This is a genomic window from Neobacillus sp. MER 74, assembly GCF_023714155.1.
On record NZ_JAMAUV010000002.1, the window covers coordinates 65,657 to 81,504 of the forward strand.

Consider the following 15,848-nt stretch of genomic DNA (forward strand, 5'->3'; position numbering starts at 1 on the left):
TTTTGATGGAATCAATCGTCGCACTTCATCGCAATTACAATGGTGATATTATTAACTTCGTTACTTCTGAGGGTCGAATCATCTCGTATCGAAAAGCGTTACAAGAGGCCGAAGAGGGTCTAATCCAAGGGGTCCAGGCGATTGAGGAACACGGGAAAATGTCTTTAATACCAGAGAGCAGCCAATCTTTTGACCAATTCCCTGATTTATATTAAAAGCACCTAGCGTAATTCCGCTAGGTGCTTTATTATTCATTTTCATTCTGTTTTTGAATTTCATTTAATGCATCAATTCGCTTTTGATCCTCTTCAAAAAATTGAACCAAGTCACCGATCCGATCGATGGAATCCCAACTTAAATGGTGCTCAATCCCTTCGACATCGTTATAAATATTTTCATCTTTTACACCAATGATTTTTAGGAATTGTTCTAGCAAATCATGTCTAAAGACAAGGCGTTTACCAATCTTTTTACCCTTTGTTGTTAACACAAGACCTCTATATTTTTCATAAACTAAGTACTCATCTTTATCAAGCTTTTGCACCATTTTCGTTACTGAGGAGGGATGTACAGACAGCGCTTCGGCAATATCTGAAACCCGAGCGTATCCTTTTTCTTCAATCAATATATATATTTGTTCAATATAATCTTCCATACTTGGTGTTGGCATCCCATACCCTCCAAAAAAATTACTCAACTAAAAGTGTACTATAAGAAAAAAATAGTGACAAGGCTCTTTATCAATTATCTATAATTACTTCCTTATTTTGAGGCGTTTGTTCAAATAAAAATTTGACCTTTTTTTCAGATTCGTCTATATAAAGCCGGGCATTAAAAGTTTTATCTTTATTAACAAACCCTTCAATCGGCTCTGTTTTCCCTTCTGATAAAAGAAGCTTAATATTCTTTTGCGTAATGTTTTTACCTAAAATCTTCTTAGATATAGTAAAATCACAATGATTTTTTTGGTAATTGGAACAGCCGTAAAAACTGCCCTTGTCCACCATAGACCCCTCACATTTTTTACAAGGCCCTAGTTTGGTATATGACTGTTTTCTTCCCTTTTGCTTCCCTGGTGCAAAATTTTCACGCATTTCATCCGAAAACGACCAATTTGCCGCTTGATCTATACTAGACGAAATTAAATGAAAAACCATCTTTTTCGTTTGCTCCATGAAATGTTTTGGCGCAGCAGATCCTTCGGAAATTTCCTTCAATTTCTGTTCCCACTTGGCGGTCATCTCTGGCGAAGCTAAAATCTCCTTGCCGATGGCTTCAATCAAGATTTTGGCCTTTGCTGTGGCATAGACTAAATTTTTGTTGACCTCAATATATAAGCGATCCTTTAGCATCGTAATGATGCCTGCTCTCGTCGCTTCCGTGCCAAGACCCTCCGTTTTAGTGAGAATTTTTTCAAGTTCCTTATCATCAATATGCTTACCTGCTGTTTTCATTAACGTAATCAATTGACCTTCGGTATAACGTTTTGGAGGCTGAGTTTTACTTTCTTTCACTTCCACTTTATCTGTTTTACCTTGCTCACCTTCTGTTAACTTTGGCAGTGCAGGCTCATCATCATTATCTTTTGGTTTCAGTACCTTTCGCCAGCCTTCTTCAATTTGTACCTTTCCTTTTGAGATAAATGCCGCCCTGCTATCTACTAATGTTGTTACAGTAGTATACTCCGCAATCGCCTTATTGTAATGTGCAGCTATTAAACTTGTTACGACTAAATCATAAATTTTCTTTTCATCCGGAGTAAGCCGTTCCACAATTGGGATTTGTTCCGTTGGAATAATTGCATAGTGGTCCGTGACCTTTTTTTCATTTACATAGCGTTTGTTTTCTGAAATCGATTCTATTGGCAAAGGAAAGAAGCTTTCGTAATCTTTCAAATGACTTAATTTGTTTAAAATATCTGGGAAAGTATTAGCTTCCTCTTTCGTTACATACCGTGAATCGGAACGAGGGTATGAAACATTTCCTTTTTGATAGAGCTTTTGCATAACATCGAGAGTTTTCTTTGGAGAAAACTTATACCGTTTATTCGCTTCAGCTTGGAGAGCCGAAAGATTGTATAAGAGTGGAGGGAGAAATTCTTTTCTTTCTGATTGAACCTCACTAACCTCAGCGGGTTTATTCTTGCAAAAAGCCGCAACTTTTTCTGCTAACTCTTTTTTGTTTACTCGGGTTTCGCCATCATTCTGCCATTTTCCTGTGTACTTTTTTCCATCCATATTAAAATGTGCTAGAACCTCCCAAAAAGGTTCAGACTTAAAGTTCTCTATTTCTAGTTCTCTTTTAACAATTAACGCTAAGGTTGGGGTTTGCACTCGCCCAACTGAAAACACATCGGAAAATCCTTGTTTTTGCAATAAGAGGCTATAGAGCCGTGAAGCATTCATACCTACCACCCAGTCAGCACAAGCCCTGGTATAGGCTTCAAAATATAAACTCCTTGTCTGTTGTTCATCCAAGAGCTTCTGAAAACCTTCTCGAATACTATTGGCAGTTAACGAAGAAATCCACAGCCTTTTCATGGGTTTGTGACATTTAGTCAGCCTGAGGATATTGCGGATAATTAGCTCACCCTCGCGCCCCGCATCACCTGCATGAATAATTTCAGTAACCCTTGGGTCTGAGACCAATTTCTTAATGATGGCAAATTGTTTTGCCTTATCCTTTGTTACCTCGTATTCAAACTGTTCGGGGATCATTGGCAAATGATCTAAAGACCATTTTTTCCAGCCTTGTTGATATTTTTCAGGCGAAACTAATTGGCATATATGTCCAATGGCCCAAGTGACATAGGCTCCCTCAGGAAAAACATCATTTGAAAAAATTTCAATAAAACCATTTTGTTTTTTATGTTTAAAGATTGATGCTAAGGTCGAACCTTGATCCGGCTTTTCGGCAATAATTAATTTCATGTGATTGCTCCCTTTTTTACAAGCATCCCGAAATCCATTTTACCCATTAAATCCATCGTTAGTAAAGAGATAAAATACTGGGCATCCATTACTTTCCTTGACAAAATGATGACAAATGCGCCGGCTGGAGAATAAATAAAAGGATGGCCATTTTTATGGCCACCCTTGAGGAACATTACATTATTTGTTTTAACGTGCTAATCTTTGGATGATCATACCAATTGTCATCAGGGATAATATTTGAAACTGTTAATATTAAAGATGGAATTCTCTCAACTTCGAAAACTATCGCACCAACTTTTTTCGTAAAAATGATAAAGGCGCTTCCATGAGAATATTTACTTAAATCAGCACCGATATGAAGCAGAGCCATTAATATCGCCTGTTTTTCAACTGAATCAATATAAACTTGCGGTGAAAATCTTAATATCCATTCCGCACCTTCAATAGAAAATCGGTACATGATATCTGCCTCCTGCATGTATATTGGTTATTTAAACATATGATGCAAAAGTAGTTTTATGTTAGTGCCTGCTAACGATTATCTAAATAATTTCATAGAATCTATGAAAAATACACTAAAAAACCTAAGTCCTTCCTTGACTGTAAATTTTCAATATTGTATATTTAAAGCATCATGTATCTACTATATGCATTATTTTACTAGTGCAGATTGTCTACATGATAATATTTATCTTTGGCACCATAAGGGTGGCTTGAAAAGGCTTAGGAGGAAGAAGTAAATGCAAAACGGTAAAGTTAAATGGTTTAACAATGAAAAAGGTTTTGGTTTTATTGAAGTAGAAGGCGGCGACGATGTATTCGTACACTTCAGCGCGATCACTGGCGAAGGCTTCAAATCTTTAGAAGAAGGCCAAGAAGTTTCTTTTGAAATCGTTGAAGGAAACCGTGGACCACAAGCAGCTAACGTTGTAAAACTATAATCTAAATTAACCAATTTGGGCTGACGAATATCGTCAGCCTTTATATTTTTGCAGGAACTATGTGATTGCATTAACTTAATTTTTTCCCAAATTCCTGGAGTTGTTCCCCTACTGTACACTGGGAAATGCAAAACCGGTGTGCTGATCTTCGCCCGCCTTCTTTTTTCATATGTTGATGTAAAAAGCAGCCTTCACAGTAATGAGCCATTAAAGATTCGACATGACTCAATAATTCTCTTCTGTTGATTTCCTTCACAACAGTTTCCCACCCCTTTCCTAAAGAATTAATGTTTTTGCAAATATTTCTTTTCCTGCTAATGCTTGTGTTGCCAGTTTATCTGCCTCTTTATTATCTTTTCTATTAATCGTCGTATATTTTGGGATTAAACCTAACTCTTTAATTTTCCCCTCAATTCGGTCAAGCCAGCTGTTAAGTGTATCTTCATAGCATGGCCACTCCCCTTCTAATTGTTTTAACACAACCTGGGAGTCCCCTTTAAATTCACAAGATAAATGATGTACCCCTAAATCTTCTAAAATATTCAAGGCATAATAAAAAGCAGCATATTCTGCTTCATTGTTTGTCTCTAATTCATCTATTCGCTCATTCGCTCGAATACGATATTTCTTCCTTCCCTGTTTAAAAAATATAACTGCACCAAGACCTGCTTGATTTGTTTCCTTTTGAAAGCCCCCGTCAAAGTAAACGGTTATTTCATGTGGATCTTCTTCAATTTCAGTCATCAACTTTTTCATTTCCTTTAAGATCCAAGAGGTGCCTTTCTCATCATAAAAAAACAAATCCGATATTTTGCCAGTACTTTCAAGCTCCTCGCCGATTTGTATCGCTGTTTCACCTGATACCAATTCAGAGGAAAACTGTACCTTTTCATTAGTTTTTGTTTTATACATCCACTCTAACCGATATTTCAATGTCTTCAACCTTTCTTTAAAGAATTCAATGGCATTTAAAATAATCGATTCCTATTCGGCAATTTTACCACTTCATCCTAACCTATTCTGATATATTCTTATCATACCCACTTCTTCATAGTTGTTATAAGAATAAATATTTTCTGCCTTAAAAGAAATATGATAAACTTTCATTAGTACACATATGGAGGAAACAGAATTGATTGAAGTATATATTGACGGGGCAAGTGCTGGAAATCCTGGACCAAGCGGAGCCGGGATTTTTATTAAAGGAAATGGCATTTCTGAAAAATATTCCATTCCCCTTGGAAACATGTCAAATCATGAAGCAGAATATCATGCGTTTATTAAAGCATTAGAAATATGTTTAGAAAAAGGGGTTCAGGATTCCGTTTTGTCTTTTCGAACGGATTCTCAATTAGTAAATCAGGCCGTTGAAAAAGAGTTTGTTAAAAATAAGCTTTACACCCCATTACTTGAACACGCATTACATTTATCCAAACAAATTCCTTTATTTTTTATGAAATGGATTCCGAGTGCTGAAAATAAAGTTGCAGATGAATTAGCACGGCAGGCGATTCGAAAAAATCTTCCCGGGGAGCAATGAAACTCATGAAAAAACCTTTATTTGCTGATTTAAGTTTGCTCCTTGTCACCATTATTTGGGGTACAACGTTTGTATTAGTTCAAAATGCTATTGATTTCCTTGAACCATTTTCCTTTAATGGCATTCGCTTTCTTGCTGCAGCCATAATATTAATTCTTTGCCTTTTCCTATTTGACAAAGAGCAGTTGAAAAAATTGGATAGAAAGTTACTTTTATCCGGTGTTTTCATCGGATTTTGGTTATTTCTTGGGTATGCTACCCAAACCATCGGGCTATTATATACTACTTCTTCTAAAGCAGGATTTATAACAGGGCTAAGCGTTGTCCTCGTCCCATTATTTTCGATGATGTTATTAAAGCAGTATCCCACCAGAAATGCTGTTTTCGGTGTGCTGACAGCAACGATTGGCTTATTTCTGCTGACAATGACTGATGTAATTGCATTGAATAAGGGAGATGGCTTCGTCTTCATTTGTGCGATCAGTTTCGCGCTTCAAATTATTTATACCGGTAAATTTAGCAATAAATTTCCAACACTGCTGTTAACGATTATCCAAATTACAACTGTAGCTTTTCTTTCAATCGTATCCTCCTTCCTTTTTGAAGATTGGAGGAAGTCTTTTAATCCCGAAATACTATTTAGACAAGAGGTGCTTATTGCCCTAATCATCACGAGCTTGTTCGCGACGGCGCTTGCCTTTTTAATTCAGACCAATTTCCAAAAGTATACCTCAGCAACAAGGGTAGCCTTGATTTTTGCAATGGAGCCAGTGTTTGCTGCGATTACAGGTTTTTATTGGGCACAAGAACGATTATCCTATAGTGCTTTAATAGGCTGTTTCCTAATTTTTGCAGGCATGATATTTGCTGAACTCCCCACCCAAAAAATTGCTTTTCTTAAAAGAAGTAAGAGTATTGAAGATGAAGTTTCATGAAAAAACTCCCTTTTAAAAGGGAGTTTTCTCATGTTTATAACGCTAATAGTTCCTTTTCTTTAACAAATTGAATCGCTTCTTTTCTAGTGCTGATTTTGTTTGAAATTAAGGTTTCCAATAATGATACATAAAAACTTCCATCAAAACTTCTTTGTGCTTTAAGAGTCATCTCAATGGCCGTATTGATCATTTCATCTGAAGCGTTTGTGTAGTGCTTCCCAAAGAAAATAAACCCAATTGCATCCTCTTGGAATTGAAAACCCTTTCCTTTCAGGTGATGCAAATAATCTTCGACTGTTCCCACTGACTTTGCCATCCCTCTCCCAACAAACTCTGAACATCCCTTTAAAATCTTAACTTAAATTTTGGTAATTTTCTATTCTTTTTTGTACATAAGTGACCAATGACTCCCACCAAAACACCTAGGATGGCTCCACCAACAACCTCTTCCGGTTCATGACCTAACATCTCTTTTAACTTTTTTGGAGAGTCCTGTTTAAATTCAACGCTTTCCTCTTTATGAATTTTTTCAATTAATTCATTCATGGAATTAACTTTTAAGGTTAACTCACCTGTTTGCCTTCTAACCCCTTGTGCATCATACATGACAATTAATCCGTAGATAAGGGAAAGGGCAAAATCAAAGGTTGGCAGGCCACGCTGCATGGCAATATAGGTTGTTAAAGTAGAAACCCCGGCTGAATGGGAACTAGGCATCCCGCCAGTTCCAAAGAATAGTTCAGGGCGCCATTCTTTCTCTTTTATATAGTGAAGCGGAATTTTCATTCCTTGTGCTAGTCCGATGCTAAAAAGCGATAAATAAACACCTTTGTTCATCAAATCACCCCTGCTACTATTGTTCGAATTCCTGAGTTTTATTATTCCAACAGGAAATACTAAAAAAGTGGGAGGTGAACGATTATGGGTAAAAATGGTCAAGCAAATCGCGGCGTGAAAGCACCAGGGGTTAATCCTCAAGGATATGGTCAAGATGCCGAGTTTGCCGAAGAACCGAAAAGCAAATTGGAAAATGCCGCTAAAAAGAAAAATACAAAATAAAAAGCGGAAATTCCGGCATACCTTATTCATTAATCTAAAAAAAATGAGGTCGTCTCAAATAGACAACCTCATTTTTTCAGGAAACAAACACTTCGTCTATTGGCAGTAGGCGCTGTAATCCACGAAGTTCTAATTCCATTAACTTATTCAATGCTTTTTCTTTTTCAATTCTTAAGCCCGCCTCATCTAAGGCACAACTTACGGGAACATCACATTTTATTTCAGCAAGTATTCTCGATAAATGGAGCATTTCTAAATCCTGTTCAATTTTAGTCTTATTTGATTTGGACAAGCGATCTAAATTGGAGATAATACCTTCAACATGTTCGAACTCCTTTAAGAGCTTTAGAGCTGTCTTTTCTCCTATCCCTCTTACACCAGGATAATTATCACTAGTATCACCCATTAGAGCTTTTAAATCGATCATTTGCCGAGGAGTAATCCCCTTCTCTTCCAAAAAAGTTTCTGGCGTATGAACAAGATAATTCCCATAGCCCTTTTTCAATAAAATTACGGAAATACTGTCATCAAGCAACTGAAGCATATCCTGATCACCAGTTAAAATCGAGACATGAGCATAATCTTTCGATTGATTGGCAATGGTTCCAATGCAATCATCGGCTTCGTATCCAGCTAGTCCGATATTTGGGATATCAAAAGAGGCCACCACCTCTTTTACTAAATCAAACTGCGGAATAAGCTCAACCGGAGCTTCTCCACGATTCCCTTTATAATCAGAAAACAATTCAGTACGGAAGGTCTTACTTCCCATATCCCAACAAACGGCAAGATGTGTGGGCTTGAAAGAATTTACAGCCGTGAATAAATGCTTCACAAAGCCATGAATTCCATTCGTGGGTGTTCCTTTTGAATTTATCATAAATTGTCCAGTAACTGCGGTAGCGTAAAAAGCACGGAATAGCAAGGCCATTCCATCAACAAGCATCAGTGAAGGTTTTTGATTCGTCATTTTGGACCTCCTTATTTGGCTGTTTAAAAACAACACGATTTCCATTATAACATAAGTTGCCCCAAAATATTATTCTATCTTATTATCCTCATATGAGATCCAATCACTAAAACTTCCAACATAGAGCTTTACTCTCTCAAAACCAGCTTCTCTTAAGGCCAAGTAATTAGGGGCAGCTGTTACCCCTGATCCACAATATACAATTATTTCCTTAGAAGGGTCGAGATTTTCGAACCTTTGTTTCTGATTCTCAACAGGCTTATAATGACTGTCACTTAATCCTTCCATCCATGGCATATTGATTGCTCCAGGAATATGCCCAGCTTTGTTATCAATTGGTTCTTCTATACCTAAAAAGCGTTTTTCTTCCCGCGAATCGATTAAGATTTTATTGGTTAACTGTTTTTCAACTACTTTTCTTACCTCTTCCGTTGTTGCCAGCAATTCAGGTTGAACCCGGAAATGGAATTCAGTTTTTCCAAAGACAGGAATTTCCTTTGTTACAGGATAAGATTTTTCTACCCAAACTTTATATCCACCATCAAGCACATAGACATTTTCATGACCGAGGTATTGAAGCATCCAGCTAAAACGGGCAGCATACGCTCCTTCACCATTATCATAGGCCACTACAAGTTTGTTTTCATCAATCCCTGCATTCTCAAGTTTAGAGATAAATTCTTCTAGCACTGGCATTGGATGCCTGCCGCCATAGGTTTGTTTTGGACTGGACAGATCTTTTTCTAAATCAAAGAACACTGCTCCTGGAATATGGTCTTGTAAGTATTCTTGCTTGCCTTTTTCTGGTTCGGCTAATGAAAACCGGCAATCGATGATCCTGACATGATTCTCATTTAAGCTTTTCAAGACCCATTCCTGATCTTTAATATATTTCACTAGAGCGTCCTCCTCGATTTTGATATATAAACTTAGAACTATTATGCCAGCTTTGTTTGGATATCCTTTAAAAATTCAATGGGGATTCCACCGTCTAAGGCCGAAAGATGACTTAAATAAAAATCATTTACTTGCGCGTTCATTTCTTCTAATAGACGATCGAATTCCTTTGTGATTTCATCGCTATAATGACTATTTAATCGTTTCGCTTCTTCTGCTAAATATTCCTCTGCTGGTATATCTAACACTTGATAAAGCTCATCACTCATTTGTTTCTTTTCATTTTTTTCAAAGAAGGATTTTGGATTTTTAAAATAAGACATGGCTTTCGTAAATATTTGTTTATTTACATTTTTAAAGGCATTTGGAAATTCTATTGTTTCTTTATGCTCCATTTCAAATGGTGAAAAAGAAAGGTCTGAATTAATTTCCTGTAAGTTCCTGATAAGACTTGATTGGAAATCAGACATCTGCTTTTCAGTAAAGCGCTCAATACGTACAGTAGTTGCTCTCATTTCTTGAGCAAAATCAAACCCTAGACTTTCGAGAAATTCATCCAACGCACTTTGTAAAACTTTTTTTAAATTACGTCCATCATCCCTCAGAGAGCTTGGATTAAATGACTCCCTAAAGAAATCCCCGAAGCGTAAAAATACCCGTTTCTTAATGTAATAAACCAGCTCATCTGCCTCTTGATGCAAACGGTTTTGTAATGTTCCAACTGTTTGGTTTGTAAATAACTCTTGAATTAGCGCTTGCTGGTATCTAATATCCTCCCGTTTTTTCTCTTTTACCGATTGATCTTCGCGCGAACTTTGAATCAGATTAGTGATTAAATCATGGACACGAGTTACCTCCTTTTCCGCTGAGGAGATAGCCATTTCTGTTAATTCATTGGTAATGAAGCGATAAAACGCCTGTTCAAATTTATTCAGTCCTGAATCCAATTGTTGATTAGCATCCGTTTTTTCCTTTAAGGCTAATAAACTAGACACAGGATAAAGATGCGGATTTCTTATCCCATATTTGCTAAGTTGATCCTCAACATAATCAATCACCGATTCCTTCTCTTCCTCACTCTCAGCAAGATCGATCGCATTGATAATAAAAAACATTTTATCCATTTGGAATGATTCCTTCACACGCCCAAGTTGGATTAAGAATTCACGGTCAGCTTTAGAAAATGCATGGTTGTAATACGTAACAAAAAAACACGCATCTGAATTTTTAATATAATCAAAGGCTACACCGGTATGACGAGCATTGATTGAATCTGCTCCAGGTGTATCAACAAGTGTGATGCCTTTTCGAGTTAGCTCGCAATCATAATAAAGCTCGATCCATTCCACATAGCAAGATTTTTCTTCTTTTGCGACGAACTCGCTAAATTCAGTAACATCCGTTTCGAGAACAGTTCCCAACAAATTCCCATATGATGCATGGCCTTTCATAAATGCCTGTAAGAAGGCATAATGGGTCTTTTCTAAAACTCCACCTTCTTGCCCTGTTTGAAGCATAATCTGATCTATTTGCTTGGATGCACCTTCTAAATCTGCAACCTGGTGTTCAAATACTTTTAAAGAACGATTAACATCCTCCAGCATGGCTGATGCATCTTTAAATTTAACAAGGACTGTGCCATGAGGATGATTTTCCGTAACTGGTTTAATTTTATTAATCGCAGCCGTGGTAGGATTTGGTGAAACAGGTAATACCTTTTCACCCATAAGTGCATTGGCAAAGGATGATTTGCCTGCACTGAAAGCACCAAATAATGCGACGGTAAACCCTTTGTTTGCAAGTCTTTCTGCTTTTTCCGCTAATTCCATTGAGAGCTTTTGAAACCCAGGAATGTCTTTGATTAATGTTGAAGTAAGGCTGAGACGCTCTACGGTTTTTATTAAATGGTCTTTCGATGAATTTACTTCCGTTTCCTTAAATATGGATTTTTCAAAGGGTTCAGGCTTAGAAGTTTTGGTGACAGTTGAATCAGTGCTAGTGGTTGGCTGAGCTCTGACCACCTCAAATACTTCTTCATCCTGTTCAAAAAGATGATAACTATCTTCTTGCAGCACAACATCCGATGTTAATAACTCTTCGATTTTTGTTTCCATCAAGGTAATTTTCTGCTGCGATTTTTTTAATTCTGTTAATGCCTTAACATATCGATCTGTGCTTTTTAGTTCTTGTTCATACTTCCCTATTAGTTTGGTGGTTCGTTCCTTTAATGCTTTAAGAAACTCCTCTTTAAAAGTCGTGAGTTGGATTCGTGCCAGTTTTTTAATTTCATTGGCCACATCTTCTGTATAATGTAATACATATTCACCAGATACTCGTGCACCGGGCTTTACTGCTTCTGTTAAGAGACTTGTTGGAACATTGATGGAATAAGATTGTGCCAATCCCAGCAGTTCCCCCTCATCAAGTCCAGTTTCTTTTAATGTGCTTAGTAAAAATTCGCGGACATGCCATTCTAACTGAGCTTTCGTTTTATCAAGAATATCATGCTGGAAACGATCCAGCCTTACCTTTTTCTCTTCTGCTGTCTTTTGCTTAGAAAACAAAAATCCAATCTTAAATTCTGGCTGACATGATTCCAAATAACTTTCAGCCAATTCTCTCGTTGGAAAGGGCATCAGATAGGCGTTTTTAAGGATTTGGGCAATTTGATGATCAAATTCCTTTTCAATTCCAGCCACCCCATCTTTTAATGTCTTGAGGTTACCTACCGCTTCTTCGGCAGCATTGGACAATGTACTTCTTTCTTCATCAGATAATTCATCTAGAATCGCCAGAATAGGTGCCAAATTCTCTTGATCTAATATATGCCTTTGCTGGATATGATCCTGTGTAATTTTCTTCAAAGATTGAAATATGGATGGAACTAATAATTGATCTTTAGACGACAATTTTTCTCTAATAAAACCTTGAAGATCGTGAAATTCATTGAAGGGATGGGTTTCATGCTTCAATGAAGTATAAAATATTCTTGCTGGTTTAACCCCCCATGATGCAAACGAATCTTCCACACTGTTTTGAAACTCCAGAAAACTTAGTTCTTCATCATTGTGTTTGTCAATTTGGTTTATGACTAAGTAAACTTCTTTCCCTGCTTCAGTCAATTCTTTTGTAAATAAAAAATTCAACTCTGCTTGGACATGGTTATAATCCATTACGTAAAGAATCAAATCAGCAAGATGGATGGCCGACTCCGTTGCAATTCGGTGGGCATCGTCAGCTGAATCAATGCCAGGTGTATCCATAATGACAGTATGTTCGGGCAGACCCGTATCACTGTGACTTATTTCGATTTCTTCAATTTGGTCGCCGTCTTTACAATAATTCTTTACTAATTCATAATCATAAGGTGCTAAATATATACGAGGTGTTTCATTTTTGAAGAAGACTTTGGCGTATTCTTCCCCTGCTTTTACTTTCACCAAGTTTGCACTGGTAGGAATTGGACTCGATGGCAGTAATTTTTCACCCACTAGTTGGTTAATCATTGTCGATTTCCCTGCAGAAAAATGACCGCAAAAAGCTATTAGAAACTCTCTGTTCTCTAACTTTTTGGCTAATTGTTTAATTTTTTTTGCATGTTCAAAATCCTCTTGATTCATTAAATATTCATATATTGATATGATTTTCGTTTTCAATGTCTGGATGGCTTCTTCTTGGTTCGCTATTTTTATCATTACTTATTCCCCTTAACAACTTTGTAATATTTTTTATTTTATACGATAATTCAAACTTTTCCTATCCTGATACATTTTTTCTTAAAACAAATTTTTCCCAAAAACGACAAAAAGCCAAGGTTACCGGCCTTGGCTCAAAAAAGGTAGATATTTATTTTTAATGGGTAACATTTTTTAACACGTGCTTCATGACAAATGCATAAATAATAACCGTTCCGCCAACTAAAGCAAAAGCCATATGTAACACCTTCCTTATCAAGGTTGTTGAGAATGATTTTCATTGTTAATCAAATTTTAACATAGGTGATAATCATTTTCAATAGTCCTAATTAAATTGTCACACTTTTTTAACAACTTTAGGGAGAAAACGATTACGATCCTGAAATATCCCTTCATATTCCGTCAGTTCCATAAGCGCTTTTTCTTCTTCAGTAATCCGAACTATAAGGATAATGCTATTTAGGAAAGTAAAGAGACACGCCGTTATATAGCAGTTGAATAATAAAGGTAACACAGCTATTTCTATCGCAACCACAAAATAATTGGGATGTCTGATATAAAGATAAGGACCTTTTTTTATCACCTTTGCATCTCGTAAAACAATTATCTTCGTGTTCCAATACCTTCCAAGTGAAATAATCACCCAAATTCTCATGATTTGCATCAATAAGAAAATTGATAAGAGGATCGGCCAAAAATAAGAGAGTTCCCTATTCTCATAAACTTTTTCAGCAACTAGGCAAATAAAGAACAGTACATGCATCAAAACCATCAATCGATAATGTTTTTTACCAAATTCGATAGCACCTTGGTTCTTCATCCATTTTTCATTCCGTTTTGCGATACAAAGTTCAACCACACGTTGAAAAATAATGAAGCCAATGATGATTTCGAATACAAGAAATCCTTCCATTTACCTCCACCTCATTAAATGCAGTTCTGAACTAAACCCTGGCCCAAGAGCAGTACCAAGACCATAGGCACCTTTTGGAATTTCTTTCTCCATGAATCGCTTCAGCACAAAAAGGATTGTCGCTGAAGACATATTTCCAAACTGTTTTAGCACATCAAGTGAAACCTTAGTCATTGAGGGAGGAATTTCTAATGATTTTACATAAGCATCGATTACCTTTTTTCCACCTGGATGGGCAATAAAATAGTTAATTGTTTCAAGTTCTACATGATTTTCTACTAGAAACTCCGTTACATTCGGCTTCAACCAATTTTCAATTATATGAGGAATATCGCGAGAAAAAACGACATATAACCCGTTACTCTTTATATCCCATCCCATCACATCTAAGGAATCCGGCATAAGTGTTGACTGAGTTGCAATAATGAAGGGTGAAGTCTTCTTCTTTCTGTATTCACAATAATTTGAATCATCACCGCAAACTAACGCACAGGCAACACCATCAGCAAATAAGGATGTACCTATGAAATTACTTTTCGATAGATCATTACGTTGAAAGGTCAAGCTGCAAAGTTCCACAGAAAGTACAAGGACCTTTGCTTTCGGAAAAGCAAGGCAGTATTCACGGGCTCTTGATAACCCTGCAGCACCACCTGCACAACCAAGTCCCCATATTGGAACCCTCTTAGTATGAGGCAGGAAGGGAAGTAAGTTCATAATTCTCGCTTCGATGCTTGGAGTAGCCATTCCGGTGGTTGAAATAAAAAAAATGGCGTCAATCTCCTGATAAGGGATTTCCCTTGTTAAGAAATCAGAATTATATAAACACTTCTCGATTGCTTCTCTTCCAAGTTCAACCGCTGACTCAATATAAGCCGTATTTTTTTCTTCCAACGTTTTATCTTCTTTAAACCAATCAATGTTTTTTACAAAATGCCTTTTTTCAATTTGGCCATTTTGAAAGGCGCGTAAAAGTCTTTCAATGTCCTTAAAAGAATCGGAGAACAGCTCGCGGGCAAACTCCGATGCTTGATTTTGGTTTACTTCAAATGGCGGCGTTACCTCTGCAACTGAAATTATCGTCGGCATATCTTATCTCCTTCAAGCTATGTAAGGGTATTTTTTCCAGATTGGAGATATTTATGCAGAAAGGTCAACACATAAAAAAAAGCCCCCTTTAAGGGAGAAACCGAAGTTTCTCTATAAGGGAGCAAACGTTTTGAAGGTTGTTGCTGTGCTCTTAAATTATATAATGGATGCTAATTTCGTTCATTAGCTAATGTTTTCCAATTTCAACTTCTTAAAGAAAAGCAAGAAATATGCTTTTCTTGATCTAATTTTTATCAGGCTGCTTTTGAACTTCAATCTTAATTTTATTTTTTACTACAGTTCCACAAATTTTACAAATTTCCACATTGTCATACAAGAGACGACATCGTTCGCAATAATATTTTTCCACAAAAATCCACTCTTTTCTAGAGGAAAATAAGATTTATTATTATCATATTTTCGAACTTCGAGAGTGTGACATTGATTCCAAAAGATATCTTTTTATCGTTTATGAAGGATTATTCAATTACTTTTATCACAGAGGAAGTGTGATAGTTCACATTTTATTCACAAATACCCCGGGGTGATTGTGATATAAATCACTGTTATATCAATTTTATAATATTAACATAGTAGATACCTAAGGAATGAACAATTCGTGAACTATGATATTTGTTATTTTTTCCTCACAATTGTTTTGTATTATGAAAGAGAACTAATCAATTATTTTATTACTCTGAAGGGAGTGCGGGGGATGGCGAAGGCGGAACTTAAAACAAACAATAAAACAGAAATTGAAGACAGCTCTTCTCTTAAAGGGACATTAGCGTCCGTTTTCTTATTAGGAGCTTTTATTGTTGTTACTTGGGTAAGTGTCTATTACTTATTTGTTGATCGTTTTTAATGATTGAAGGG

At 36.5% G+C, this 15,848-nt stretch carries 18 protein-coding genes; 6 read left to right on the plus strand and 12 right to left on the minus strand.

Annotated features, from left to right (window positions below; all coding sequences use genetic code 11):
• Positions 1-5: 5 nt before the first annotated feature.
• A complete protein-coding gene (locus M3610_RS04550) occupies positions 6-215 on the plus strand; it encodes a DUF3892 domain-containing protein (protein ID WP_251456872.1) in 210 nt (69 codons plus the stop codon).
• Between the two features lie 32 nt (positions 216-247).
• Here the strand turns inward: M3610_RS04550 and mntR are convergent, their stop codons facing one another.
• From mntR to M3610_RS04565, 3 genes are all read right to left on the minus strand, one after another.
• Entirely contained in the window at positions 248-670 is a 423-nt protein-coding gene (gene mntR / locus M3610_RS04555) for a transcriptional regulator MntR (RefSeq protein ID WP_026563854.1), read from the minus strand.
• Between the two features lie 70 nt (positions 671-740).
• Positions 741-2,930, minus strand: coding sequence for a DNA topoisomerase III (locus M3610_RS04560; protein WP_251456874.1), 2,190 nt, complete (start codon positions 2,928-2,930; stop codon positions 741-743).
• A gap of 175 nt (positions 2,931-3,105) precedes the next feature.
• Entirely contained in the window at positions 3,106-3,393 is a 288-nt protein-coding gene (locus M3610_RS04565; protein ID WP_098571203.1) for a hypothetical protein, read from the minus strand.
• Between the two features lie 280 nt (positions 3,394-3,673).
• Here M3610_RS04565 and cspD point away from each other — a divergent pair, with 280 nt between their 5' ends.
• A complete protein-coding gene (gene cspD, locus M3610_RS04570) occupies positions 3,674-3,874 on the plus strand; it encodes a cold-shock protein CspD (RefSeq protein WP_026563856.1) in 201 nt (66 codons plus the stop codon).
• A 70-nt stretch (positions 3,875-3,944) separates the two neighbouring features.
• Here cspD and M3610_RS04575 read toward each other — a convergent pair whose 3' ends face one another.
• Together M3610_RS04575 and M3610_RS04580 are read right to left on the minus strand one after the other, a co-directional pair.
• Positions 3,945-4,130 carry a zinc-finger domain-containing protein gene (locus M3610_RS04575; RefSeq protein WP_306460573.1) on the minus strand — a complete coding sequence of 62 codons (186 nt, stop codon included), beginning with the start codon at positions 4,128-4,130 and terminating at the stop codon, positions 3,945-3,947.
• 20 nt (positions 4,131-4,150) lie between these two features.
• Entirely contained in the window at positions 4,151-4,807 is a 657-nt protein-coding gene (locus tag M3610_RS04580; RefSeq protein ID WP_098571202.1) for a reverse transcriptase-like protein, read from the minus strand.
• 199 nt (positions 4,808-5,006) lie between these two features.
• On the opposite strand from M3610_RS04580, the gene M3610_RS04585 reads away from it, so the two are divergent.
• Positions 5,007-5,414, plus strand: coding sequence for a reverse transcriptase-like protein (locus M3610_RS04585; RefSeq protein WP_098571201.1), 408 nt, complete (start codon positions 5,007-5,009; stop codon positions 5,412-5,414).
• 5 nt (positions 5,415-5,419) lie between these two features.
• Positions 5,420-6,349 carry a DMT family transporter gene (locus tag M3610_RS04590; RefSeq protein WP_251456876.1) on the plus strand — a complete coding sequence of 310 codons (930 nt, stop codon included), beginning with the start codon at positions 5,420-5,422 and terminating at the stop codon, positions 6,347-6,349.
• Between the two features lie 34 nt (positions 6,350-6,383).
• Here the strand turns inward: M3610_RS04590 and M3610_RS04595 are convergent, their stop codons facing one another.
• Positions 6,384-6,665: a DUF6123 family protein gene (locus M3610_RS04595; protein WP_251456878.1), complete on the minus strand. Its 282-nt coding sequence runs from the start codon at positions 6,663-6,665 to the stop codon at positions 6,384-6,386.
• A 29-nt stretch (positions 6,666-6,694) separates the two neighbouring features.
• Complete coding sequence (locus tag M3610_RS04600) at positions 6,695-7,186, minus strand: divergent PAP2 family protein (protein WP_251456880.1); 492 nt, start codon at positions 7,184-7,186, stop codon at positions 6,695-6,697.
• A gap of 84 nt (positions 7,187-7,270) precedes the next feature.
• Between M3610_RS04600 and sspL the strand changes: the two genes are divergently transcribed.
• Complete coding sequence (sspL, locus tag M3610_RS04605; RefSeq protein WP_026563862.1) at positions 7,271-7,408, plus strand: small, acid-soluble spore protein L; 138 nt, start codon at positions 7,271-7,273, stop codon at positions 7,406-7,408.
• Positions 7,409-7,484: 76 nt separating this feature from the next.
• On the opposite strand, the gene M3610_RS04610 is transcribed toward sspL, so the two are convergent.
• The 5 genes from M3610_RS04610 to M3610_RS04630 all read right to left on the minus strand — a co-directional run bounded on the left by M3610_RS04610 (position 7,485) and on the right by M3610_RS04630 (position 14,972).
• Complete coding sequence (locus M3610_RS04610) at positions 7,485-8,378, minus strand: 5'-3' exonuclease (RefSeq protein ID WP_098571198.1); 894 nt, start codon at positions 8,376-8,378, stop codon at positions 7,485-7,487.
• Positions 8,379-8,447: 69 nt separating this feature from the next.
• The gene (locus M3610_RS04615; RefSeq protein ID WP_251456882.1) at positions 8,448-9,275 is read right to left on the minus strand and encodes a sulfurtransferase; all 828 of its coding nucleotides are present in this window, start codon (positions 9,273-9,275) and stop codon (positions 8,448-8,450) included.
• Between the two features lie 41 nt (positions 9,276-9,316).
• The gene (locus M3610_RS04620) at positions 9,317-12,970 is read right to left on the minus strand and encodes a dynamin family protein (RefSeq protein WP_251456884.1); all 3,654 of its coding nucleotides are present in this window, start codon (positions 12,968-12,970) and stop codon (positions 9,317-9,319) included.
• 337 nt (positions 12,971-13,307) lie between these two features.
• Positions 13,308-13,883 (minus strand): isoprenylcysteine carboxyl methyltransferase family protein, encoded by a 576-nt coding sequence (locus tag M3610_RS04625; RefSeq protein ID WP_251456886.1) that lies wholly within the window; start codon positions 13,881-13,883, stop codon positions 13,308-13,310.
• The gene (locus tag M3610_RS04630) at positions 13,884-14,972 is read right to left on the minus strand and encodes a type III polyketide synthase (protein WP_098571194.1); all 1,089 of its coding nucleotides are present in this window, start codon (positions 14,970-14,972) and stop codon (positions 13,884-13,886) included. It abuts the gene before it with no gap.
• 715 nt (positions 14,973-15,687) lie between these two features.
• Between M3610_RS04630 and M3610_RS04635 the strand changes: the two genes are divergently transcribed.
• Positions 15,688-15,837 (plus strand): cytochrome c oxidase subunit 2A, encoded by a 150-nt coding sequence (locus M3610_RS04635; protein ID WP_251456888.1) that lies wholly within the window; start codon positions 15,688-15,690, stop codon positions 15,835-15,837.
• The last annotated feature ends 11 nt before the right edge of the window (positions 15,838-15,848 follow it).